This is a genomic window from Pseudalkalibacillus sp. Hm43, from assembly GCF_051842935.1.
In the GTDB taxonomy this organism is placed as follows: Bacteria; Bacillota; Bacilli; order Bacillales; family Fictibacillaceae; genus Pseudalkalibacillus.
Genome location: NZ_JBPXRR010000001.1, coordinates 34,503 through 57,998 on the forward strand (window position 1 = coordinate 34,503; position 23,496 = coordinate 57,998).

Genomic DNA, 23,496 nt, shown 5'->3' on the forward strand with positions numbered 1-23,496 from the left:
TTGTTTCAATTGCAAACAACTTCATAAAGCATGGCGTGGACCGATAAAGGCACCTCTATCTGCATTTTTAGATATTTGTACATTCAGCTCACGCCACCTATATGCGTGAGCTTTTTATATTTCTTTTAGAAATTTCAATCCAAGGAAGAAGTATGCCGCTTACGTGTGGCATGCTTTTTTTGTTTTTTATAATAAAGCTGTTTTCCTATGCATTGTTGCTCTTGTATGAATTGATTTCCGCTCCAGGTTGCTCGCTTTCCACGGGGCGGGCGGTGAGCCTCCTGACGCTTCGCGTCATTAGGAGTCTCCACCTGACCGCTCGTCCCGTAGGAGTCTCGCACCTTGCGCTTCAATCTACTTCCAAATGAAGAAAATAGTCAATAAATAAAACTAAAAGAAGTTGCTGAAAGTGAAACCTCAATGATTAAACTTCTATGGAAACAAAAAAGGGGAGCATGATGTGCCACTTGTATATAAGCATCCGAAACGAAACGGAATGCTTCATATAAATAAAACCCATGTAATTGAAAGGAGCCATTCTCATGAATGCAAAAATCCAAAGAAAAGCACGCCATATCGATCGGATCGAAGGCGGCTGACAAACCAAAACAAAAGCGAACAGCAGGAGAGGAGATCTAGCATGTTTTCAGTATTAGTCAAACTAGGTTGGTTTTTTAAAAAACATTGGAAAAGATACACAATCGCAATCATCTTATTACAGATCGTCAACGTCATGGAGGTCATTCCACCGAAACTGATCGGAATGGCAATCGACGAAATGACGATCGGCAGCCTTACTTTTGAAAGATTGATGCAATTCGTCGGGATATACGGAGCGCTACTCGTTTCGAATTACGGTATCAACTACATCTGGATGTATCAGCTCTTTGGGGGTGCATTCTTGGTTGAAAAGACGATGCGTTCAAAATTCATGGGACATCTGTTGAAAATGACCCCGACGTTTTATGAAAAGCATCGTACCGGTGACTTGATGGCAAGAGCGACGAATGATCTTAAGGCCATCTCGATGACCGCAGGCTTTGGAATTCTGACATTGATCGACTCGACTTTTTTCCTGATCACGATCCTGTTCGTCATGGGATTCATGATCAGTTGGAAGCTGACGTTAGCGGCATTGTTGCCATTGCCAATCATGGCGATCCTCATGAACCGCTACGGAAAGCTGATGCATAAACGTTTTACGACCGCCCAGGATTCGTTCGGTGATTTGAATGACCAGGTGTTGGAGTCGGTTTCCGGTGTCCGCGTCCTACGTGCTTACGTTCAGGAGAAAGCAGACCATAAACGTTTTGAAAACCTGGCAGATGATGTTTACCAGAAGAACATTTCTGTTGCACGGATTGATTCATTGTTCGAACCAACGATCAAAATACTCGTCGGAATCAGCTATATGATTGGATTAGGTTACGGAGCGTATCTCGTTTTCCATAAGACGATTACGCTCGGTGAGTTGATTTCCTTCAACGTTTATCTTGGGATGTTGATCTGGCCGATGTTCGCGATCGGAGAATTGATCAACATCATGCAACGTGGAAATGCGTCCCTCGACCGAGTGAACGATACGCTTGATTATGAAGCGGATGTGAAGGATAAAGAGAACGTTCAGCCGGTAGCGAAGGCAACTGAAGTCAAGTTCGACAACGTGACGTTCCGTTATCCAACGTCCCAAGTCGACAACTTGAAGAATGTTTCTTTTACGTTAAAACAGGGTCAAACCCTAGGAATCGTCGGAAAGACGGGAAGCGGGAAGACGACGCTCATCAAGCAGTTGCTGCGTGAATATCCACTCGGAAAAGGTGCGATCACCGTTTCTGGCACACCGATCGATGACATTCCATTGACGCAATTGCACGGATGGATGGGATATGTTCCTCAACAACAAATCCTGTTCTCACGTTCAGTGAAGGAAAACATCACGTTCGGCGTGAATGATACGTCACAAAAACGACTGAACGATGTGGTCGAACTGTCATCACTCACAAATGATATTGAAAACTTACCGCAAGGCATGAAGACGCTTGTCGGTGAGAAGGGTGTTGCGTTGTCAGGTGGTCAGAAGCAACGGATTTCGATTGCCCGCGCGCTACTCGTCAATCCAGAGATTTTACTATTGGATGATGCGATGTCAGCTGTCGATGGGAAAACGGAAGCGAAAATCATCGAAAGCATCCGGAATGAACGATCAGGTAAAACGACCTTCATCACGACGCACCGTCTTTCCGCGGTCCAGCATGCAGACTGGATCCTCGTCATGGATGAGGGCAAGGTGATTGAAGAAGGAACACATGAACAACTATTGGAAAACGGAGGCTGGTACAAGGAGCAATACGAAAGACAGCAGCTTGAAGACGGCCTCTCAGAAGGTGTGGTGTAATTATGAGCGTAGGTCAACGATTATACCGATACGCATTACGATATAAGAAGATGATCTTTTTCGCATTGGCGATGTTGACGATTGCGGTTTCAGCTGAGCTGACCGGTCCGTTCATCGCAAAGAAAATGATCGACAATCATATTCTAGGAATCGAAAAACCTTGGATTCAAGTAGACGGTCCAGGTGAAGAGACAGTCGAATACAAAGGGAACCATTACATCCGTACAGCTTATTTTGACGGAGATGCCTCTGAGTACCCGGAAGTCCGGATCCTACAAGTAAAAAGAGATTACTATTTCATTGACGAACCGATTGAGTTTGATGGGAACCGCTCGATTGAAGGCGACAGCATCGTCATTGAAAAAGGTGAAAACCAAGCGGAGTATGATGCGGTCGAACTGACGACCGATCAGTTACTCGCGTTCTATCAACCGGAAGTGAAGTGGCTCATCTATTTGAGTGCCTTTTACCTAGGGTTGCTCGTGATTTCTGCATTTTTCACCTACTGGCAAAAGTACTTGCTACAGAAGTCTGCCAATCGGATCATCCAAAATATGCGGACGGATGTATTCGGACAGATTCAACGATTGCCAGTGAATTATTTTGATAACTTGCCAGCCGGGAAAGTCGTTTCAAGAATCACGAACGATACTGAAGCGATCCGTGAACTGTACGTCACGGTGTTGGCGCAATTTTTCACAGGGATCATCTATATCCTCGGGATCCTGACGGCGCTCTTCTTCCTGGACGTCCGACTAGCGATGATCTGTTCTGTCATCATCCCGATCATGTTCGTCTGGATCATCATGTATCGAAAGTATGCGTCCAAGTACAACCACTTGATCCGTCAACGGCTGAGTGATTTGAATGCGATGATCAACGAATCGATCCAAGGGATGACGATCATCCAAGCATTCCGAAGAGAGAAGCAGACGACGAAAGAGTTCGAAACGATCAACGAGGAGTATTTCCAATATCGGAACAAATTGCTCAGTCTCGATGCCTTGATGTCACACAACCTAGTCGGGTTGCTGCGGAACATCGCATTCGTAACCTTGATTTGGTATTTCGGTGGGGCATCCCTCACGGCGACAACTGCTGTTTCCGTCGGTGTGCTGTATGCATTCGTCGATTACTTGAACCGTTTGTTCCAGCCAATCATGGGAATCGTGACGCAGCTCGCAAACTTAGAGCAAGCACTTGTTTCTGGTGAGCGAGTGTTCCGCTTGTTGGATCGTGAAGGGGAGGACGTGTCCAATACGACACTTCCTCGTTATGACGGAAATGTCGTCTTTGATGACGTGACGTTCGCCTATAAAGAGGACGATTACGTGTTGAAAAACATTTCCTTTGAAGCGAAACAAGGCGAGACTGTCGCGCTTGTCGGTCACACTGGTTCAGGTAAAAGTTCCATCATGAACCTGCTGTTCCGTTTCTATGACATTGAACACGGTAAAATCATGATTGACGGGCAGGACATCCAGAAGATGACGAGGCAGGACTTGCGTAAGCACATGGGAATCGTGCTGCAGGATCCGTTCCTTTTTACAGGGACGATTGCTTCGAACGTCAGCCTGGATGATCCGAACATCTCTCGTGAAACGGTTGAAAAAGCGTTGCGCGATGTCGGTGCAGAGCCGTTCATCCAGCATCTTCCGAACGGTTATGATGAGCCGGTCATTGAAAAAGGAAGTACGTTGTCAGCTGGACAGCGTCAGTTGATTTCATTCGCTCGTGCGTTGGCTTATAATCCTTCGATCTTGATTCTGGATGAAGCGACAGCGAACATCGACACTGAGACGGAAGCGATCATCCAAGAGGCACTGGATGTATTGAAGAAAGGACGAACGACGTTCATCATCGCGCATCGACTTTCTACAATTAAGAGCGCAGACCAGATTCTCGTGCTCGATCGCGGGCGAATCGTTGAGCGAGGCTCGCACGATGAGCTGATGGAAGTACAAGGCAAATACTATCAAATGTATCAAATGCAGCAAGGAACGAAACAATCCCAGGCTGTATGAAAGAGAGAGGAGGACTGATCCTAGTGGATCAGTCCTTTCTTTATGGGCTTCAAGTCCATCTTAACCGTTCCCAAGCTTTACAAAAATCAAAAAGGTGAACCTCCTAATGGAAGCGAATATAGAACTGTAAGGAAAATATCGGACATACAATGATATAAAGCGATAATCTGGTGCAGATAAGAGGGGGATCGATATGAAGAAGAAAGAAATCTATTCGTGGACGATGTACGACTGGGCGAATTCCGCCTTTGCCACGACCATCATGGCAGCTGTTTTACCTGTGTTCTATTACGATGTTGCAGCAAAGAACATCGATAAGACGACGGCAACAGCTTACTGGGGATATTCGCAATCCATCGCTGTTTTGATTGTCGCACTACTCGCCCCGATACTCGGAGCGATCGCGGATCATTCGAACTCTAAGAAAAAGTTTCTACGATTCTTCGCATACATGGGGATCCTTGCGAGTATCCTGCTCGCTTTTGTCGGGGAAGGGGACTACATCCTCGCTTCGATTCTCCTCATATTCGGTACGATCGGTTTTTCAGGGGGAAATGCCTTTTACGATGCATTCTTACCTGAAATTGCGCCAAAAGGGGAGATCGACCGGATTTCTGCGAGAGGATATGCGTTCGGATACATTGGCGGAGGTTTGCTCCTGCTCCTCAACTTGACGATGATCATGAAGCCGGCATGGTTCTTCCTACCGAACTCACTGATTGCAACACAACTCTCATTCGCCAGTGTCGGTGTCTGGTGGTTCGTCTTTTCACTGCCGCTGTTCCGCAACATCCAGGAACGCAAGCACGAGCAACCTGACCTGAAAGGATCATATGTCACGATCGGCTTCAAACGCTTGAAGACGACATTCAAGGAGATCAACCAGTTCAAGCAATTGCTGATCTTCTTAGTCGCGTTCTGGTTGTTCAACGACGGCATTTCGACCATCATCAAAATGGCGACCATTTACGGGAGAGATATCGGAATCGGTTCAACAGATCTGATTGCTGCACTCCTTATCACCCAGTTCGTCGGTATCCCGTTTGCCTTCCTATTCGGTTTTTTAGCGAAAAAGATCCAGGCGAAGCGTGCCTTGTACATCGCGCTATGGACATATGTCGTCATCGTCATGCTCGGATACTTCATGACATCGGCCGTACACTTTTACGCGCTCGCCATCATGGTCGGTTTCGTTCAAGGCGGGGCACAGGCGTTGAGCCGCTCGATATTCGGAAGCATGGTGCCCGAGAACAAGCACGCAGAGTTTTTCGGATTCTATGGGATATCAGCAAAGTTCTCAGCGATTTTTGGACCATTTGTGTTCGGGATCGTCGGTCAACTGACAGGATCTACGCGCATGGGAATCTTCTCGTTAATCATTTTCTTCCTGCTCGGAATCTTCCTACTTTCCCGCGTCGATATTGAAAAAGGTAAAAAAGAAGCGCAGCTGAACAATGAGGTGACAATGTAAAAAAACCTGAGTGGAGGAGTTGCTCCGCTCAGGCTTTCTTATAAAATCGGTTCAAAGTGTCTGTTTTCCAGTTGCAGTGAGAGATCTTTTCCTGTGTCATAGCAAATATTGCCGAGCTTTTGTTTCAGAGACTCATAAGCGTTCATGTCATCTTCAAACCAATAGGATTTCAGCTCTGTAAAAATATCGATCCCTTCACGCTCTGCTTGCTCCACCAATTCCAAGAACGTTTCTTCGTGTCTTTCATCGGGTTGAGCAGGGTGGAACCATGGCGTTCTTTCTTCATTCAAATAATCAGCCGGAGCAATGTTTTTCTGATAGGAAAAAGGATGAACACGCTCTTTCAACAGCTTGTTTTTCCAACCGAACGGATCGTATAGAACCCGAAGTGCCGTCTGCATATGTTGGTACGATTGCTGAACATAGCCATCAGGCATTTTGGCGTGAAGATCCGGGAAGGTGGCATCGACAGTTTCTCTAAGCATCCTTTCAACAGGCTCGTGCAATGATTTTCCGATGGACAACTCTTTGTATACAGGCGTTTTCCACGTTTCGATATTTTTGAACTTTTTCATAAGTAGTGTATCGATAATGATTTCAAGCTTTTGGTGTCGATTCCCTTCGGTTCCTGACCGGTAATTGATGTACGGATGTGCATTCCGGTCCAGGATGTGATGCGTGATGAAGCCGGTCGTAAAGGCGACGAGTTTCTCATCATCCAAACGGTCTTTCGTAAAGTCGATCAGTTTCAATAGGAAGTCCCCGCACATTTCATGGTGGATCCGGTCGCCGACTTCCGTAACAGCACTCGATTTCCACGGCCAGAAATTGTGATAGAAAAAGGGATCCGGACCTTGGGTACCAAAATTGAAATACGGTTTCGTGTCCGCATCCAGCTTTATGATGTTGGTTTTTTCTAATAATCGTTCCCCAAAAAACATATGTGTCCATACATTCGGCATTGCTTAGTCACCTCTCACGACTTGGTCTGTTAGTTCAAATTATATAGGATTTCCAGTTTAATGAAAACGATTGGAGTGAAGACGATGCGCAACACTTATTTGATGACAGGCTTCCCTGGTTTTCTGGCTACCAAGCTGGTTGAATTCATTTCAGAAAAAGAACCAGATGCGATGTTCAAGCTGTTGGTCCATCCAAGCCAAATAGAAAAGGCGGAATCAACCGTTCGGATGTTGGGGACACAGGAGCGCTACACTCTTTTACAAGGAGATATCACGCAAAAAGGACTTGGTTTGGAGGAGGAGCAGCAGCTGGATTCTGTATCGCATGTGTTCCACCTTGCTGCCATATACGATCTCGCAGTTCCGAAAACGCTCGCACAGAATGTGAATGTCACAGGCACTCGGATGGTGATCGATTGCGTAGAACAACTTCCTAATTTGAAGAGGTTCATTTACTTCAGCACCGCCTATGTATCTGGAGACAGGACTGGAATCGTTTATGAAGAGGAGCTAGTGAAGGGGCAACGCTTCAAAAATCATTATGAAGCGACAAAGTATCAAGCGGAGGTTCTCGTTCAGGAAAGAATGGACAAGGTCCCGACAACAATCATTCGTCCTGGCATCGTTGTCGGACATTCTCAGACAGGTGAAACCGTGAAATTTGACGGTCCTTATTTCATCATGCGATTCCTCGATAAGTTTGCACGTCTTCCGATTCCGTACATCGGACGAGGAGAGGTGCCGGTCTATTTGGTTCCCGTCGATTACATTTTGGAAGCCGTCTATTATTTTGCGCATTATGATAAGAGTGAAGGAAAGGTCTATCATCTCACCGATCCGCGCCCGAGTGACGCAAGAGATCTGTATGAACAGATTGTCGGCCATCTCCTTCATAAGAAACCTTCCTGGGTCCTTCCGACATCCGTTGTAAGCGGGATGCTGAGGATTCCTCAGTTCAGAAGATGGGTACAGGTAGAGAGGGAGACGCTTGATTATTTCCTTTGTGAAACGATTTATGATGCGACGAATACGATCGAAGATTTGGATGGCTCAGGAATACGTTGTCCTTCTTTTGAAGAATACGGGGAAGCGATCGTGAAATACTATAAAGCTTCAAGACATGATAAGGAGAAGGCTGTTCTTGTAAAATGAAAAAAGGGTGATCTCATCACCCTTTAATCGACTTTCCGTTCAAGCTTTTTCATTGTATAGCCGAGTGGTTCACCCATTTTGATGGATGAGCCCTCCGCGACACTCCCCGCCATTTCAATCTGATTTTCTTCAAATAATAGAATGACGGTGGAACCGAATTCGAAGTGCCCGATCTCATCCCCTTTGTGGACGGACTGGATCGTTTCAAGGACCGCGGAATACGGTTTTCCTTGATGAAGCCTTTCAACTTGCTCCTGGTAAGCGACCTGGACACTGCCTACAATCAATGCTCCAACTTTGACAATCGCCACTTTTCCAGTAGTAGTATCCATGTAGGTGGACAAGCGTTCATTTTTTGTGAAAAGTCCTTCGATCGAGGTGACACCGATTTTATTGACCGGGTAAAGCCGTCCAGGAATATAGCTGTAATCGGTTATCGTTCCTTCTACAGGTGCGTGGATACGGTGATAATCCTTCGGGCTCAAATAGATCGTCATGAAAGAACCGTTCTCGAACATCTCTGCCTTGGACGGATCAGCAAGCAGCTGCTCGACCGTATAAGAGACGCCTTTCGCCTGGATCAATTCACCGTCTTCAATTCGACCGACCTGGCTGATGACGCCATCGACCGGACTGACGAATACATCTTTATGTGAATGAATCGGACGTGCATCCGACTTCAATTTCCTTTTGAAAAAGTCATTCAAGCTATCGAATTCAGAAAGAGGCTTCTCAACTGTTGAAACATCGATCTGATATGAACGTATATAAAGAGGAATCGCAAATTTACTGAGACGGGATTTCATAAATGTCCCCACCAGATTCGTAATCGCGTGATGAGGCAGGGATTTCAACACATATTTCAAAACAACATTCATTTCCTTCATTCCAATCCATGCAGATATAAAGCGATGGTGATTATTATTTTTCAAAACAATACCAATATTATACTTTGATTTACATTGGGTGTTAATACTAAATAACAATAAAACGCATTTGTGTCGGGAAAAGATGGGAAAACTAATTCAAGAAAAGGGTTTTCAGTTTTATCTAAATTAGGTACGATAGATTCATTCGACATAGAAAATCGTAGAAGGTTGTATAATGATGAAAAAAATTCGACGTTATCGCAGAATACGTTTAACTTCCGTACAATTGATTGTGTTGTTTTACCTAGGGGCCGTCGTCATGTCGACCTCTTTATTAAGCATTCCATATGCGCATAGAGGCGGGATGGACTGGTCGTTCATCGACGCATTGTTTACGGCGGTCAGTGCGATCAGTGTAACAGGTCTGACAGTCGTGAATACGGCTGAGACGTTCAACGAGCTGGGTTATTTCTTGTTGGCGTTCGTTTTACAATTCGGTGGTATCGGAATCATGACACTCGGAACGTTCATCTGGCTCTTAGTCGGTAAGCGGATCGGGTTAAGGGAACGGCAGCTCATCATGACCGACCAGAACCTATCGACTCTCCAGGGGCTAGTCCGCCTGATGATCCAGATCCTTTATCTCATCTTGATCATTGAAGCAATCGGAACGATGATCCTTGGCGTGTATTTCCTGAATTACTTCGAAACGTGGCAAGAGGCGTTCATGCAAGGGTTCTTCGCATCCGTCAGTGCGACGACGAACGGAGGATTCGACATAACAGGGAAATCGCTGCAGCCATTTGCCGCCGATTATTTTGTCCAATTCATCAATATTTTGTTGATGATTCTTGGAGCAATCGGGTTCCCGGTCTTGTTGGAAGTAAAAGAATACATAACTTCTAAGAAAGGGAAGTACCAGTTCTCATTGTTTACGAAATTGACGACAGTGACCTTCTTTTTCCTAGTCGTTATAGGTACACTTCTCATTATTGTACTGGAGTTCAATTTATTTTATGAAGATAAAAAGTGGCATCAAATCTTGTTCTATTCCTTGTTCCAATCCGTAACGACACGGAGTGGGGGATTATCGACGATGGACATCAATGCGTTTTCGGAACCGACACAGCTGCTGATGTCCGGTCTCATGTTCATTGGTGCCTCACCAAGTTCCGTCGGTGGCGGAATCCGGACGACTACCTTCGCAATCGTCATCCTGGCGATTCTGTCCTTTGCGAAAGGAAAACCGACCATCAAGGTGTTCAAGCGTGAACTGCTTTCAGAGGATGTGCAAAAAGCATTCGTCGTCCTAAGTGTCGCTGTGCTCATGTTCGGGACCTCTGTACTTATTTTGATGTACACGGAATCAGCTCCTCTGATGGCGATCATTTTTGAAGTGGCATCAGCCTTCGGAACGTGTGGCTTATCAATGGGACTGACCCCAGTGTTGAGTACACCTGGAAAAGTGCTCGTCATTTTCCTGATGTTCATAGGACGTGTCGGCATCCTGTCGTTCCTGTTCATCATTCGAGGGAAAATCGTCAAAGAAACCTATCACTATCCAAAAGAACAAGTCATCATTGGCTAGAAATGTTACGACTGAGCGGAAAAGCTCAGTCGTTTTTTTGTGTAAAAGTGGGTTAATTCTGGGAGTGAACAGATTTTGGTTCGTATTTCGGGAGAAGTGGTTCGTAATTCGAGAGAAGTGGTTCGTAATTCGAGAGAAGTGGTTCGTAATTCGAGAGAAGCGGTTCGTATTTCGAGGGAAGTGGTTCGTAATTCGGGAGAAGTGGTTCGTAATTCGGGAGAAGTGGTTCGTATCTCGAAAGGAACGGTTCGTTTTTCGAGAAAAAGCAGTCATATTCATGTGCTATAAAATTCCATGCGATAAATATGAATAACGCATTCTCAATAACGCAAACTATGGTTACCAAGGAGGAGGTGAGATACATGGCTCAAAACAATTCTAATCAATTAGTAGTACCAGGTGCTCAAGCTGCTTTAGACCAAATGAAGACTGAAATCGCTTCTGAATTTGGAGTACAACTAGGACCAGACACAACTTCTCGTGCTAACGGATCTGTTGGAGGAGAAATCACTAAGCGTCTTGTTCAACAAGCTCAATCACAACTTGGTGGAAGATAACATTCATAAAGATGGCTTTGAGGGGGTGGACAAGTTCCACTCCTTCTTTCAACTTTATTGAAAAGGAGATCGACAACTATGTCCATTTGTCCAGTCTGTAATCAATTAAGTTCAACCCAATATCGTTGCCCCTCTTGTCTTGGAATGATGGAAGACAGCGGTCGAGTGATGGATTACTATGATGATTATAGCCCCTATGCGGAAATCGACTCATTGAAAATGGAAGACGGTATTCCGGATGATGAGAAGGACAACCAATGCCCTCATGTATTTTATTGTTCACAATGTGCGGCTGAAAATGTATTGCTGATCCACGAATGGCGATCTGAATCCAATTAAAAAGCAACAGCTCCATTCGAGCTATTGCTTAGGCTTGTAAACTGACATCCAGTTTTCGTTCCAGATACGTTTGAAGGAAGCTCAACAACGTCGTCAATCCCCAATACATAAAGAGGACTTCTACGTAGATCCAAAAGACATCCAGGTTCGAAGCCGCTATGATATCTGCTCTTGCAGTCAGTTCTTGGACAGCCAATACGGACGCAAGAGAGGATGCTTTTACAATATCAATTAAAGAGTTCCAGACAGGAGGAATCGATCTTCTCCACGCTTGAGGAAGAATGACCTCCTTAAACACTTGCGCTGTGTTCATACCGAGTGAATATCCTGCTTCCCATTGTCCTTTTGAAATGGAAAGGATCGATGCCCGGTACGATTCTGAAATATAAGCACTAAAATGGAGAATGAGTCCTAAAAGCGCAGCTTGAACGCCAGAGAATGCATATAACCAGGTCAACCCGAAATAGATGAGCAACAGCTGGGTCAACAAAGGTGTTCCTCTGAAAAAGGATACATAGAATCGAGCCAAGCCCGATAAGACCTTCACATTCGAGATCCGCATAACCGCAATGATCAGCCCAAGGAACAAAGCGCCGATAATGGAAACGACACTTAGGAAGACTGTAATTTGAACTCCCTCCAGTAAGAACGGGAGGGAGTTTGTCATGAGGTTGATGATGTCGTTATTCACTTACATCTTCTCCAAAATACTTTTGAGAAATTTCTTCAAGTGTTCCGTCTTCTTTCATTTCCTTCATCGCATTGTTCACTTTTTCAATAAGCTCATCTTGACCTTTACGGAAAGCGAATGCCATCTTCGTTTGGTTGAATGGATCTCCGACAGGTTTTACCTTGTAGCTGTCCTCTTTCAATTCTTGCTGGATGAAGAGACGGTCGTTCAAGGCTGCATCAATTCGTTTGACGTTCAGATCAGTAAGAACTTGAGCGATCCCTTTGTAATACTTCAAGTTTGCGCCCGCTTTTTCAGCAGCTTCCGCATAGTTACTTCCTTGGGTCGTACCGACGGTTTTACCTTTCAAGTCTTCAATGCTTTTGATGTCGTCGTTATCTTCATGAACGATGACTTGACCACCTGAAACCGTGTACGGCTCAGAGAAAGCGTATTTTTCCTTACGTTCATCTGTGATGGTCACCTGGTTCGCAACCATATCGATGCGTTCTGTATCAAGCGCTCCGAACATACCTTTCCATTCGGTCGGTACGAATTCTGCTTTCATACCGATGCGTTTTGCGACTTCACGAGCAATTTCCACGTCATAACCCGTAATTTCATTGGATTCAGAATCTCTGAAGCTGAATGGTGGATAGGTCGCTTCCGTTCCGATTTTCAGAACTTCACGCTCGTCTCCATCTCCTCCCGCTTCACCTTGTCCGTTTTCATTGTTGCCTCCGCAAGCTGCGAGGATTCCAATGAGAAGGACAGCAATAAAGGAATAAAGCCAAGTACGTTTCATGTATATACCCTCCTGATGGTTTATGTTTTAATTCTGACAAAATACATAGGATAACTAAGTACCTTTTACATTGTAGTGAGGTAAACGTGTGAAGTCAATCATAAAGTATTATGTTCATTTTCAGCTAAAACAAACATCTTGTGAACTGCATTTCCCGTTCCAGGCACGATTGAATCTCTTCTTCATAATCTCTATGCTTCGGGAAAATGGAAGGAGGATAACGCATCGGGGTTATTCATTTTATGATCGGAGAAAAATAGGAGAAAGGTAATGAAAAAAGCTGACTCGAATGTTCGAGTCAGCTTCCTTAAGTTTCAATTAGCTGTGGATTCTTTTTTCAGTTTCTGCGTCGAAGAAGTGACATTTGTTCATGTCGAATGCGAGTTCGAGCTTTTGTCCATTCTGGATGTCAGTACGGGAGTCGACACGTGCGATAAAGTTTTGATCCGCTACAGTTGAATAGAGGTACGTTTCTGCACCCATCAATTCTGCTACATCGATGACAGCAGAGATTTTCGTTCCTTCAGAAGCCTCTGTAAATACAGGCTCATCATGAATGTCTTCTGGTCGGATGCCAAGGATGATTTCTTTACCACCATAACCTTGCTCACGAAGGACTTTCATCTTTCCTTCAGGAACGTTCAATTTAATGTTCCCCATGGTAAAGTGGTTATCTTCCAATTGCCCATGTAAGAAGTTCATGGCAGGGGACCCGATGAATCCGCCGACAAATACGTTTTCAGGTGTGTCGTATACTTGTTTCGGAGTTCCGACTTGTTGGATGACGCCGTCCTTCATGACGACGATCCGAGTTGCCATCGTCATTGCTTCCGTCTGGTCATGCGTTACGTAAATCGTAGTCGTTTGCAGACGTTGGTGAAGCTTCGAAATCTCAGCGCGCATTTGTACACGCAGCTTAGCATCAAGGTTGGAAAGCGGCTCGTCCATCAAGAACACTTGTGGGTCACGTACGATGGCACGACCAAGTGCCACACGCTGACGCTGACCACCGGACAATGCTTTTGGTTTACGATCCAAATATTCTTCAAGTCCGAGAATACGAGCGGCGTCTTTTACACGCTTTTCAATCTCACCTTTATCAAACTTACGGAGCTTCAGTCCGAAAGCCATATTGTCATACACATTCATATGCGGATAAAGTGCGTAGTTTTGGAAAACCATTGCGATGTCACGGTCTTTAGGCGCAACATCATTTACACGCTTGTCCCCAATTACTAGGTCTCCTTCAGAAATTTCTTCAAGACCGGCGATCATACGAAGGGTAGTCGATTTACCACAACCGGATGGTCCGACGAATACGATGAATTCTTTATCTTTGATGTCCAGGTTGAAATCTTGTACTGCAGTGACGGAGTTGTCATATCGTTTAACGATTTTGCTCATAGTGATATCTGCCATGTCAATTTCCCCTCTCCAATATGTAAACGTTTTCTCTTAATACATAAGTTTAGAGGGAAAACGTTTTCACGTAAATTGGAAGGATGCACAAAAAATGCACCTATTGTTATGCACTTTGTACAAACGTTTGATTAATCGAGTGATAAGAAGAGCAGATGACATGTGACGGCATCCATGAATGTCTTCGGATCGAGACCGGTCAGATCAGAGAACTTCTCAATCCGGTACTGCAGGCTGTTGCGGTGGATGAACAATTTCTTCGCTGCTAACGAATAGTTCAAATCACACTCCAGCAACACTTTTACCGTATTCAACAGTTCGGTATCGACTTCTTTCAATATTTGATTTTGTACATACGTCAGATCATCGCGCTTTGCTTGATGTAACAGTATGGCAGGTAAGGCAGAAGTGAGCGTGTAGATCTGCGACCGTTGCGGATATTCAGCCACCACTTCGTAAAAATCCTCTTCCTTATCGAAACATTTCTTCGCTTCCTGGATAGAAGAAAAGGGAGAGCCGATGAACATCGTCGTTTTCATGTAAAAGTCGCTCTCAATTGTATGGATCAGCTCGTCTAATTGCTGGACAGTAGTGGGAGGGAGGTCCGACGGTTCAATGAAGACGCCTGAATACCGATCTCTCCACACAGGGATGATGTCTGGAGAAAGCATGTTCTGAAAAGCTTCTACGAATAGCTCATGCTCGACATCCTCGCTGTTGATTTGAAAGTGCAAAAGGCGGCCTTTTTCAATACGATAATTCTTGTCTGATGTCCGGTCATTGTACAACAGCTCAAACCAGGCGGACTGTGTCTGGTCCTCATCCATCGGACGGCTTGCCAAAGGTGTAAGGAACACGCCAAGCAGCTGTTCATTGTCTGAGGTCACAGCTGTTTTTCGGATCCCGAGCTCTTCACCTTCTTGCGTCCGGTACCATAAGAACTCCTCGTCCGTTCCTTTCTCATGGTTGTGTTGGATGACGTTGTCACGGCCTAGAATATTTTTCAGTTTATGTAGATCTGTCATTGCCCATAATCCCTTCATCAACGTATTGACTCTAGTATAACAATAGCTAGATCAGAACGTATAATCATCGCTATTAAAAATAGAAAGGACTGCCATCTCCAATAAAGGGGATGGTACAGTCCGTCGTAATCCTTTATTTCAACCGGTCTTTAGATGAGTTTTTGTACTCAACAGGAGGCTCTTCATCATAAAGTGGACGGCTTTCGTCGATTTGTTCATGATTGTAACGGCCTGTTACCGTACCTCCAGCCATCCCTTCATTGATCATCCGGTCGATGTCCATATAGGATTTGTCGCGTCCTTCATACTGTGAACCATTATCAGCCATGTTTTGACCCTCCTTATCCGATAGTATGAGTGCCGGGGAGGGGATTTATGTCATGTTGAGAAAACCCAGTAATTGCTAAAACCTGCTCGAACCACCGTTTTTCCCATTCCCGTTGAATCGGTGCTTCGTCAAAGACCATCGGCTTCGAATTGACTTCGAATATCCAACAGTGGTTCCCTTGATCAATTCCAAGGTCGATGGAAAATTCGCAGATCGGTCCTAATGCATTGTCGAGTGTTTTTCCAATCATGATGGCTAAACGGTTCAATCGTTCCCCGTGGAGTGGCGCCATGTTCACAGGTAACAGAGTACCGCCGCTCGGAACGTGGGTGGTCAGCTTACCTTTTCCTGCACAACGAATTCCATACCCTGAAACTCGCCAGCCATCCGGTCCCTTTTGGACGAGGACCCGATAATCGTATGGGAGACCCTCTATTTTCTTCCGCACAATGAAAGGCTGGGCGATAAACCTCACTGTGTGGTCAAAACGCTTTTTCCAAAACTCCGTAACATCTTCAAATGAATCCAATCCTGCATTAGAGAAAGCCTGGAGCTTACCATTAGACGACCTCTCAAGCTTCAAGACACCGCTTCCTTTTGATCGTGATGTAGGTTTCAGGATAATGGCTCCATGATCCTTTAGCATCTGTCTCAAAACCTGTGGAGAGGTGACGCGCTTCGTTTCTGGCAAGAACGGTTGTAAGTGGACATGGTGGTTCAATAATAGATACGTCTCCCATTTAGATAAAAAAGAGCGGTTGAAAAAAGGGATCCCATATTCATTCAACCAGCTCATATTCTCTTCATACTCGAGAGAATCTTCGTCGTCAGGCGATGGAATCCGGTTATAAACGAAGTCGGGATAAGGCAGGCGGATTTTAATCCATTGATGTGTAACAGGATGGAGGGTGTAGCCGTCTACTGCGTCCACCTTGATCCCCGACCTTGTAAAAACGAATGCGAAGCCATGATGGCTATGCACATGGTTGATGAACCTTTGAAACGTCTTGGTATTCCCTGTAAAAGGAGCGTCTTTACTCGATGAAGCCAAAATCCCGACGACGGGACCGAGTTTCGTCTGCTTTTCGTGCAGCACCGTTTTAAACGTTTCGTCATCTGTATCTGTTTCAAGATAGGAGATAGGTGTGTCAAGCACACCCCATGTGTAGGCTTTACCTTTTTCCCGATGAAACCATTGCTTCTTTTTTACATTGTAGAAAAGCGGGATCATTGTTTGACAGCTGCCTGTTGTCCAATTGATTGTTCAAACAAGTAAAGGGCATATTGGAAAGGAAGTTCGAGCGTTTTTCGATCATAGGCATTCAAATTCGGATGGTCGAAAATGCTTCTACCGGGCTTCGAGTTTGCCTCGAACATCCAGATCGATCCTTTTTCATCGACACCTAAATCGAATCCGATTTCCCCGATTTCCCCATTTTCATGCTCGCTCAAAGCATCACTTAAACTTAGCGCTGCCTCTTTAATGTCTTGCACAATCGTTTTCGACAATCCAAGGTCATTGATGATTTCCGAAAGACTTAAAGTCTTGCCGCCACTTGTAATATGTGTCGTGATGCTGTCTGAACCCGCAAGTTTCGCCGCAATCGCACTGACCTCCCATTGTCCTCTCCTCCCACGATTCGTATGGACCCTGAAGTCGATGGCGTTGCCGTTTGACTGGACGAGATGAATACCTTGTTGTGCCATGAATCCATCGGTTCCATTCGCGAACTGTTTTCGGAGTAGGCGTTTCAAGCTCGTGTAACGTCTCAGCCGGTTCGAATCACTGCTCCGGAAACGAATATAGTAAAATGGGTCATTCTTTCGCTTGATGATTTGTTGAATCCCATTGCCAAGGCTTCCGTTCGTCGGTTTCAAATAGATGTTTCGATAGCGGGATAATAGTTGCTCAATCTGATTCTGATTCGGTGACAGTACTGTGTTCGGCAGGAAGTTTCTCACTGTCTTATCCGTCTTCAGTTTTTCATACACCTGCCATTTATCGAAAAAGCCCGGGTTGAACCAGAGGGCGCCTTGCTCCTGCAGCTTTCCTTTCGTTTCAACTGAGACTTGCATCTGCTCGATTCTACGATTGGGAAGGCGGTCATAAATGATATTTGGAAAAGGAAAATCCTTTCGTGACCAGCCAGAGGCATCATATTGGTATCCAGTGATTTCACTTTTTTCCCAATCGATATGATGGGAGCCGAAGACAAAACAGATCACACCGTTTCTGCGTGCAGCTGATAGGAGCTTCGCGAACATTTTCGTCCTTTCACCGAAAGGGAGATGGAGATTACTCGTAAAACCGGCGGTAAAGATTCCGACAATCGGACCAGCGTATAAGATGGAGTCCTTATCAAACAGATGGACGGGATCATCGGCCGGCCAGTTCAACTTTTTTTGTAGAGAGCAAGTCATTGCGTATTGTTCAATCTGATCCGGATGGGGTTGAACTTGAATCGGAATCTGTTTCTGTCCATAACAAACTGTATTCGGAAACGACTTTAGATTCATCCATTCCCTGAACTGGCTGTTAGGCGCATACAGGATGTCGGTATTGCCTTCCATGACAGGGATGATTTGAGGGTCGTGCATACGAAAGCTCCTTTCATCGTTTGCTTTTATGGTGATTCCATTCATGAGAAGATGTTGTGTAAAGGTAGTTTGCAAACAGGAAAACGCCCTTGGCGGAAGGACGGATTTCACCAGATTCACGCTGAATCGACGCATGCTTTGAAGGCTTCGTATTGACTTCGAGGATCCATACGTGTCCTTCCGTATCCACACCGAAATCAATACCGAACTCTCCGTAGATTCCGTTTGCTTTTTCATGAATACATTGCGCCGTTTCAATAGCGAGATCGAAAAGGACCGAGCGGATGTATTTCGCTTTTTGTATCGGAAAGCGTTTTTCCAACACATCCATCAATGGCTCGATTGCAGCCCCGCTTGAGACGTTCGTGATAATACGGTTTCTAGTCCCGACCCTTGCCGTACTTGAGGTGATACACCATATACCGTATTCGTTCCGGTTGCAAAGTATACGAAAATCTACATAGCTGTCGTTTTGCTGAATGAGTGGGATACCCTGTTGAAGGATATAGTGTTCCTCAGGAACATACTGTTCAATGAATGTGATTACACCTTGTTCATTCAATAATGGGAGAGGTGGATCCAATGCTTTCGATGCATCCAATCGGAACTGCCCATCGGATAGGCGGGTGATTCGTAAGATTCCTCTGCCTTCACTGCCATCGATCGGTTTTAAAAACAGACTCGGAAACGTGTTCAAGAGCTCAAGGATGGATTCTTCCTCCTTAAGCTGAATGGTTTTCGGCAAGTGTGCGGCCAACGCATTGCGATCCACAAGGAGGTTGAACACATCCCATTTGGATAAGAAACGGTCATTGAAATAAGGGATGCCCCAATCCTGACAACGGTTGAAAAATTGCACGCAAGGAACTGAACGTTCGAATTTCCTGTTGGAAATGCGATTATAGATCACATCCGGAAAAGGGTATACGTCTTTTAGAAGTTCCGTTCCATTGAACCGATAACCCCAGATTCGGTCCTCATCCACATCGTCGATTGAAAACATATAGAAGAGCGCATGATGTTGTTGACAGTATTCATTCAGTTCCGAAGCGAAATCGGTAAGCTTTCCGAAATCGTCCTTTTGGTCTTCCTGTTTTTCCACGAGCATCGATAAGATCGGCCCGACTTGGAGTTCGTTTTTTTCCACATGATAAGAAAGCGTATAGGTGCGATGTGGAGAAGGTAAAATGTGGTTCAGGGCGAGTTCCTCCGGAAAGAGCATCAGACTGAAAGTGTCGTCCAATTTCGGTTCACACGTCACCAAAAAACGTTCACTACCGAATCGGAACCAGGTTTTACTACCCGGCTCGATTTGGAATGAGGTACATAAATGGTTGCTGAGCCATATGACATAGGGGGTTGAGGAAGTATGTGGCGTATAGGCGATTTGGATCGTTTCTTTTCCCTTCATTGGACTCCCTCATTTTTATTGCATTTATAGGCATCTGCGGATATCGTATACTATGGTAAGATATGAAAAATGGTGACATCAGTTCGGGAAGGTTGAGATAGATGGAGTTTTTATGGATCATACTTATGATGGTAGTGATCGGAGCGGCGATTGGCGGGTTCACGAACTCTCTTGCCATCAAAATGTTATTCAGACCTTATCAGGCAATCTATATAGGACGTTTCAAACTCCCGTTTACGCCGGGGTTGATCCCGAAAAGAAGGGAAGAGCTTGCGGTCCAGCTCGGACAAATGACCGTGAACCATCTCATTACAAAAGAGGGATTGGAAAAGAAGCTACAGCAGTCTCAATTCAAAGAAGAGCTCGTGGCGTGGGCACGCCGTGAGATGAAGAAGCAGATCGGGAAAGAGCGGACACTGAACGAATGCGTAGTCGGTTTATTCAATAAAGAGGACGTAACCAAGTCACTGGAAGATCAGTTGAAAAGCTATATGAACGCCAAGGTATCTGAAAAGATTTCAGAGATCGAAGGAAAGCCGATTAAAGAGGTTGTGCCCGAGTCTTTACTTAAAAATATAGACGCCTACATACCTGAGACGACGGATTTCATCCAGTCACGGCTGATTGATTTTATCAAAAGTCCGGAAGGTAAGATGCAGCTGAAGCGATTAGTGGATGATTTCCTTGCAGGGAGGGGCATGCTAGGCAATATGATCAACATGTTCCTCGGGAATGAAAGTCTGATTGATAAGGTTCAATCGGAGTTGATTAAACTCCTTCAAAGGCATACAGTCTCTTCTATGATGGAAGAAGTGTTGATGAAAGAATGGAACGCACTGAAAGAGAGACCGGCTTCAGAACTGATCGACTTGTTGAAGCTCAAGGAAGGACAGGAACATGTCATTGATTATGTTGTTCGGCAAGTGGACCTGGAAGGGATATTCAACAAACCTCTTCATGAATTGTTAAGCCCTTACTTACCTTATATTGAAGATGAACTCATTCCACACGCAATCAATCTTGGGTTGGATGGAATCGCGGGCCATATGGAAGAGATCATGGAGAAGCTACAGCTATCAGAGCTCGTCCGCCATCAAGTTCAAACGTTCTCTGTACAGCGGCTTGAGGAGATGGTCCTTTCCATTTCAAGGAGTGAATTGAAGATGATTACGTACCTGGGAGCGTTACTCGGTGGTGCAATCGGCTTCATACAAGGGCTGATGGTTTACTTCCTTACGTAATTCTTGTTATAGTGGAAGAGGTGCTTAATAGTAACGGCATGAAATGCAAATATTAGGAGGCTAAATATGAGTAAAAATGTCCATGATGCGGCATACAATCTAGAAACAGCGTTGCGTGAAAGTGATGATTTCCAAGAGCTTCGCAATCTGTATGATCAAGTGAACGCGGATGAGAGCGTGAAGAACATGTTCGATAACTTCCGTAACTTGCAAGTAGAGCTTCAACAAAAGCAGATGCAAGGTCAACAAATCACAGAAGAAGAAGCTCAGAAAGCACAACAAACGTTTGAACTCGTTCAACAGAACGAAGTGATCTCTAAGTTGATGAACGCTGAGCAACGCGTAAGCCAATTGATTCAGGACATTAACAAGATTGTGACGAAGCCTTTGGAAGAATTGTACGGTAATCCAGAGGATCCACAACAATAATCGCAAGAAGTGAAAATGGCTGACACCCTCGAGTGTCAGCCATTTTTTTATGTCCAACCGGTCGCTTAATCCTGTGGGTTCTCTTTGAACCACTTTACACCGAAGTCGACCGACTCCCGTATGCTGAAGAGCTTGCAGGTTGCTGAGCCGACTTTCCCGATCGTGACATCGTGCTCTTGTTCAAAAGCCTTGCCGATCGCTCCGAATGGTTCATCATCATAATCGATCTCCAAATAATTTTTCCATACCCTTTTGCCGTTCTCGAGAATAGGGGCACCCTTCGACATAGCTTTACGTGCGCCTGCTCGATGCTCTGAAAGATGGAATGACGTGTGGGTGTCAAAATCTGATCCGAGGAAGAGGACTTGTGCACCCATCTTATAAAGCTTAGCGAGTGGTGATTGTTCACCGAGCCCATCGTCCAAGGAATGATCGCTCGTTACATATGGCGCATCCTGCCCCCACGCTGCGAACGACATATTCGGATGATAGCTTCGTAATACCCCTGAATACGTGCGGAATAGTTCAGGTATCGTCCCGATTGCCCTGGTCGGGGTTTTATCGACTTCGAATGGCGGCATCGTCTCACGGATCGTTTCCCACCAATCTTCCGGTACAGGAGGGTTCTCCCAATTGGCTGGATCTGATAGTCCTCCTGAGTGTGCAGGCATGACGAGCGTTCCTTTCTCAGTCAACACATCCATCAAAGCCTGGATGACCGTCTGACTCCCGCCGCATACCCAGCCTAATGATTTTAACGAAGCATGCACGAGGATGGTATCACCCGGCTGAACCCCTAAATTGCGTAAGTCTTCTGCTATGGTGAATCTTGTTCTTGGTTGGTCTGTCTGTTCTACTAGTTGTTTTTCCATGACGAATCCTCCTTCTGACCCACACAATCTATTCGTGAAGGGAAGAGGAAATTCCTGTTTCCTTTACAGTTCTACTTTCTTTCACTCGTACATAGAGTTGAGAAGAGGAGAACTCTAGATTGGGGGGATTATCCTGGTTTATCGACTGCTGGCTCTAGACATCGATGGTACCCTGCTGAAAAGTAATTTCAAGATTGACCGTTCGACAAAGGATGCGATTGATTATGTCCGTAAAAAAGGTGTGTATGTCACGCTTGCGACAGGGCGGAACTTTCCTTCTGCTAAGAAGATTGCAAAGGACCTGAAGCTCGACTGCATACTGATTACGCATAACGGAGCATTAATTGCTTCTTCCATTGATGAACCACTCTACGAAAACAGGATTTCAGCGGAAAAAGTGAGAAACATTGTAAAAGTGGTAGAGGATTATGACGCGCATGTGCGTCTATTGCATGAACGCTATGCTTTAGGTAATCAAGTGCAGCAAAAGTCACAGCTGGTTGCGAAAATGACGATGGGCATCGGCGATCCGCTGTTCTATCCGGTCACCTTTACGGAAAGGCTGAGCAATCATCTCGAAGAGAAACCGATGTCCGTTCCGAAGATCGACATTCAATTTTTCAACGAAGAGGAAAAAGAAGAAGCATACGAAAGGCTCATGGAAGAGTTTGAGGAGATCGATGTTACAGCCTCGACACGTTGCGGATTCGAGATCGGCCCAAAAGGTGTGAGTAAAGCGTCAGGTCTTCAATTCCTTGGCAATCATTTAGGTATTTCCTTGAAAGAGATGGTAGCAGTAGGAGATTTCACGAACGATATTGAAATGATCCGTCAGGTAGGATTAGGTGTAGCGATGGGCAATGCGCCAGAGTCCGTTCAGAATGCGGCGGATTGGGTGACGAGATCCAACGACCAACATGGGGTCGGCTACATGGTCCGCGAAGTTTTCCGAAGACAGATGAAAATGCAGATCGAACAACCGATGGAACACTAAAGAAGAGGTTTGAGGAACCGCTCCGCATTGGGGGGCGGTTCTTTTCATGGTAAAAAAGTATGGAATTCCACAAGTGAGCGGGAAAGTTCCACAAGTGAGTAGCAAAGTTCCCTAAGTAGGCATAAAAGTTCCACAAGTTGATTCTCATTCATCATATCTAGCCCCTGCTAATGTTACAAATGTTACAGAAAATGAAAACCCTTTCAATTTCTCTGATTTTCTTATGGAACCCTCTGACAAAATCTGCTACGAATCGCACAACATGCAATCGCTAAAATTCCTGTTATTACAGCAAAATTTCATATGTTAAAATATACCACCTCGTTTTTTGTTGAGAAAGCACGATG

22 protein-coding genes are annotated in these 23,496 nt (G+C 45.1%); 11 read left to right on the top strand and 11 right to left on the bottom strand.

Going from position 1 to position 23,496, the window contains the following annotated elements; genetic code table 11:
- The first annotated feature begins 640 nt into the window (after positions 1 to 640).
- The 3 genes from ACSVDE_RS00250 (at position 641) to ACSVDE_RS00260 (ending at position 5,890) form a co-directional block, all read left to right on the top strand.
- A complete protein-coding gene (locus ACSVDE_RS00250; protein WP_439298959.1) occupies positions 641 to 2,395 on the top strand; it encodes an ABC transporter ATP-binding protein in 1,755 nt (584 codons plus the stop codon).
- Positions 2,396 to 2,397: 2 nt separating this feature from the next.
- Entirely contained in the window at positions 2,398 to 4,419 is a 2,022-nt protein-coding gene (locus ACSVDE_RS00255) for an ABC transporter ATP-binding protein (protein WP_439298960.1), read from the top strand.
- A gap of 193 nt (positions 4,420 to 4,612) precedes the next feature.
- Entirely contained in the window at positions 4,613 to 5,890 is a 1,278-nt protein-coding gene (locus ACSVDE_RS00260) for an MFS transporter (RefSeq protein WP_439298961.1), read from the top strand.
- A 38-nt stretch (positions 5,891 to 5,928) separates the two neighbouring features.
- On the opposite strand, the gene ACSVDE_RS00265 is transcribed toward ACSVDE_RS00260, so the two are convergent.
- Entirely contained in the window at positions 5,929 to 6,852 is a 924-nt protein-coding gene (locus tag ACSVDE_RS00265) for a zinc dependent phospholipase C family protein (protein WP_439298962.1), read from the bottom strand.
- Positions 6,853 to 6,912: 60 nt separating this feature from the next.
- Between ACSVDE_RS00265 and ACSVDE_RS00270 the strand changes: the two genes are divergently transcribed.
- Positions 6,913 to 8,004 (top strand): SDR family oxidoreductase, encoded by a 1,092-nt coding sequence (locus ACSVDE_RS00270; protein ID WP_439298963.1) that lies wholly within the window; start codon positions 6,913 to 6,915, stop codon positions 8,002 to 8,004.
- 23 nt (positions 8,005 to 8,027) lie between these two features.
- On the opposite strand, the gene asd is transcribed toward ACSVDE_RS00270, so the two are convergent.
- Positions 8,028 to 8,882 (bottom strand): archaetidylserine decarboxylase, encoded by an 855-nt coding sequence (asd, locus tag ACSVDE_RS00275; protein WP_439298964.1) that lies wholly within the window; start codon positions 8,880 to 8,882, stop codon positions 8,028 to 8,030.
- Positions 8,883 to 9,108: 226 nt separating this feature from the next.
- Between asd and ACSVDE_RS00280 the strand changes: the two genes are divergently transcribed.
- From ACSVDE_RS00280 to ACSVDE_RS00295, 4 genes are all read left to right on the top strand, one after another.
- On the top strand, positions 9,109 to 10,461 hold the full coding sequence (locus ACSVDE_RS00280) for a TrkH family potassium uptake protein (protein ID WP_439298965.1): 1,353 nt from the start codon (positions 9,109 to 9,111) through the stop codon (positions 10,459 to 10,461).
- A gap of 75 nt (positions 10,462 to 10,536) precedes the next feature.
- Positions 10,537 to 10,749, top strand: coding sequence for a hypothetical protein (locus ACSVDE_RS00285; RefSeq protein ID WP_439298966.1), 213 nt, complete (start codon positions 10,537 to 10,539; stop codon positions 10,747 to 10,749).
- Positions 10,750 to 10,823: 74 nt separating this feature from the next.
- Complete coding sequence (locus tag ACSVDE_RS00290) at positions 10,824 to 11,018, top strand: alpha/beta-type small acid-soluble spore protein (RefSeq protein ID WP_349409562.1); 195 nt, start codon at positions 10,824 to 10,826, stop codon at positions 11,016 to 11,018.
- 78 nt (positions 11,019 to 11,096) lie between these two features.
- Entirely contained in the window at positions 11,097 to 11,357 is a 261-nt protein-coding gene (locus ACSVDE_RS00295; protein WP_439298967.1) for a hypothetical protein, read from the top strand.
- 28 nt (positions 11,358 to 11,385) lie between these two features.
- Here ACSVDE_RS00295 and ACSVDE_RS00300 read toward each other — a convergent pair whose 3' ends face one another.
- The 8 genes from ACSVDE_RS00300 to ACSVDE_RS00335 all read right to left on the bottom strand — a co-directional run bounded on the left by ACSVDE_RS00300 (position 11,386) and on the right by ACSVDE_RS00335 (position 19,613).
- A complete protein-coding gene (locus tag ACSVDE_RS00300; protein WP_439298968.1) occupies positions 11,386 to 12,048 on the bottom strand; it encodes an amino acid ABC transporter permease in 663 nt (220 codons plus the stop codon).
- Entirely contained in the window at positions 12,041 to 12,832 is a 792-nt protein-coding gene (locus ACSVDE_RS00305) for a transporter substrate-binding domain-containing protein (RefSeq protein ID WP_439298969.1), read from the bottom strand. The genes ACSVDE_RS00300 and ACSVDE_RS00305 overlap by 8 nt, the downstream gene beginning before the upstream one ends.
- 318 nt (positions 12,833 to 13,150) lie before the next feature.
- A complete protein-coding gene (locus ACSVDE_RS00310; protein ID WP_439298970.1) occupies positions 13,151 to 14,251 on the bottom strand; it encodes an ABC transporter ATP-binding protein in 1,101 nt (366 codons plus the stop codon).
- A 131-nt stretch (positions 14,252 to 14,382) separates the two neighbouring features.
- Entirely contained in the window at positions 14,383 to 15,276 is an 894-nt protein-coding gene (locus ACSVDE_RS00315; RefSeq protein WP_439298971.1) for a PucR family transcriptional regulator, read from the bottom strand.
- A gap of 133 nt (positions 15,277 to 15,409) precedes the next feature.
- A complete protein-coding gene (locus ACSVDE_RS00320) occupies positions 15,410 to 15,604 on the bottom strand; it encodes a hypothetical protein (protein WP_439298972.1) in 195 nt (64 codons plus the stop codon).
- Between the two features lie 13 nt (positions 15,605 to 15,617).
- A complete protein-coding gene (locus ACSVDE_RS00325; protein ID WP_439298973.1) occupies positions 15,618 to 16,835 on the bottom strand; it encodes a YheC/YheD family endospore coat-associated protein in 1,218 nt (405 codons plus the stop codon).
- Complete coding sequence (locus tag ACSVDE_RS00330; RefSeq protein ID WP_439298974.1) at positions 16,832 to 18,202, bottom strand: YheC/YheD family endospore coat-associated protein; 1,371 nt, start codon at positions 18,200 to 18,202, stop codon at positions 16,832 to 16,834. Before ACSVDE_RS00330 ends, ACSVDE_RS00325 begins: the two co-directional genes overlap by 4 nt.
- Positions 18,203 to 18,215: 13 nt before the next feature.
- On the bottom strand, positions 18,216 to 19,613 hold the full coding sequence (locus tag ACSVDE_RS00335) for a YheC/YheD family endospore coat-associated protein (RefSeq protein WP_439298975.1): 1,398 nt from the start codon (positions 19,611 to 19,613) through the stop codon (positions 18,216 to 18,218).
- Positions 19,614 to 19,714: 101 nt separating this feature from the next.
- Between ACSVDE_RS00335 and ACSVDE_RS00340 the strand changes: the two genes are divergently transcribed.
- Positions 19,715 to 20,854, top strand: a complete 1,140-nt coding sequence (locus ACSVDE_RS00340) for a DUF445 domain-containing protein (protein WP_439298976.1) — start codon at positions 19,715 to 19,717, stop codon at positions 20,852 to 20,854.
- 66 nt (positions 20,855 to 20,920) lie between these two features.
- Positions 20,921 to 21,283 (top strand): YlbF family regulator, encoded by a 363-nt coding sequence (locus ACSVDE_RS00345; protein ID WP_439298977.1) that lies wholly within the window; start codon positions 20,921 to 20,923, stop codon positions 21,281 to 21,283.
- A 65-nt stretch (positions 21,284 to 21,348) separates the two neighbouring features.
- On the opposite strand, the gene ACSVDE_RS00350 is transcribed toward ACSVDE_RS00345, so the two are convergent.
- The gene (locus ACSVDE_RS00350) at positions 21,349 to 22,155 is read right to left on the bottom strand and encodes an aminoglycoside N(3)-acetyltransferase (protein ID WP_439298978.1); all 807 of its coding nucleotides are present in this window, start codon (positions 22,153 to 22,155) and stop codon (positions 21,349 to 21,351) included.
- Between the two features lie 148 nt (positions 22,156 to 22,303).
- On the opposite strand from ACSVDE_RS00350, the gene ACSVDE_RS00355 reads away from it, so the two are divergent.
- Positions 22,304 to 23,149, top strand: a complete 846-nt coding sequence (locus ACSVDE_RS00355) for a Cof-type HAD-IIB family hydrolase (RefSeq protein ID WP_439301903.1) — start codon at positions 22,304 to 22,306, stop codon at positions 23,147 to 23,149.
- Positions 23,150 to 23,496 lie beyond the last annotated feature (347 nt).

Coding starts and splice junctions, on each gene's coding strand:
- ACSVDE_RS00270 (WP_439298963.1), top strand. CDS start 6,913: ATGAAAACGATTGGAGTGAAGACGATGCGCAACACTTATTTGATGACA.
- ACSVDE_RS00255 (WP_439298960.1), top strand. CDS start 2,398: ATGAGCGTAGGTCAACGATTATACCGATACGCATTACGATATAAGAAG.
- ACSVDE_RS00330 (WP_439298974.1), bottom strand. CDS start 18,202: ATGCACGACCCTCAAATCATCCCTGTCATGGAAGGCAATACCGACATC.
- ACSVDE_RS00335 (WP_439298975.1), bottom strand. CDS start 19,613: ATGAAGGGAAAAGAAACGATCCAAATCGCCTATACGCCACATACTTCC.
- ACSVDE_RS00340 (WP_439298976.1), top strand. CDS start 19,715: ATGGAGTTTTTATGGATCATACTTATGATGGTAGTGATCGGAGCGGCG.
- ACSVDE_RS00325 (WP_439298973.1), bottom strand. CDS start 16,835: ATGATCCCGCTTTTCTACAATGTAAAAAAGAAGCAATGGTTTCATCGG.
- ACSVDE_RS00350 (WP_439298978.1), bottom strand. CDS start 22,155: ATGGAAAAACAACTAGTAGAACAGACAGACCAACCAAGAACAAGATTC.
- ACSVDE_RS00295 (WP_439298967.1), top strand. CDS start 11,097: ATGTCCATTTGTCCAGTCTGTAATCAATTAAGTTCAACCCAATATCGT.
- ACSVDE_RS00320 (WP_439298972.1), bottom strand. CDS start 15,604: ATGGCTGATAATGGTTCACAGTATGAAGGACGCGACAAATCCTATATG.
- ACSVDE_RS00265 (WP_439298962.1), bottom strand. CDS start 6,852: ATGCCGAATGTATGGACACATATGTTTTTTGGGGAACGATTATTAGAA.
- ACSVDE_RS00280 (WP_439298965.1), top strand. CDS start 9,109: ATGATGAAAAAAATTCGACGTTATCGCAGAATACGTTTAACTTCCGTA.
- ACSVDE_RS00315 (WP_439298971.1), bottom strand. CDS start 15,276: ATGACAGATCTACATAAACTGAAAAATATTCTAGGCCGTGACAACGTC.
- ACSVDE_RS00305 (WP_439298969.1), bottom strand. CDS start 12,832: ATGAAACGTACTTGGCTTTATTCCTTTATTGCTGTCCTTCTCATTGGA.
- ACSVDE_RS00290 (WP_349409562.1), top strand. CDS start 10,824: ATGGCTCAAAACAATTCTAATCAATTAGTAGTACCAGGTGCTCAAGCT.
- asd (WP_439298964.1), bottom strand. CDS start 8,882: ATGAATGTTGTTTTGAAATATGTGTTGAAATCCCTGCCTCATCACGCG.
- ACSVDE_RS00345 (WP_439298977.1), top strand. CDS start 20,921: ATGAGTAAAAATGTCCATGATGCGGCATACAATCTAGAAACAGCGTTG.
- ACSVDE_RS00310 (WP_439298970.1), bottom strand. CDS start 14,251: ATGGCAGATATCACTATGAGCAAAATCGTTAAACGATATGACAACTCC.
- ACSVDE_RS00250 (WP_439298959.1), top strand. CDS start 641: ATGTTTTCAGTATTAGTCAAACTAGGTTGGTTTTTTAAAAAACATTGG.
- ACSVDE_RS00260 (WP_439298961.1), top strand. CDS start 4,613: ATGAAGAAGAAAGAAATCTATTCGTGGACGATGTACGACTGGGCGAAT.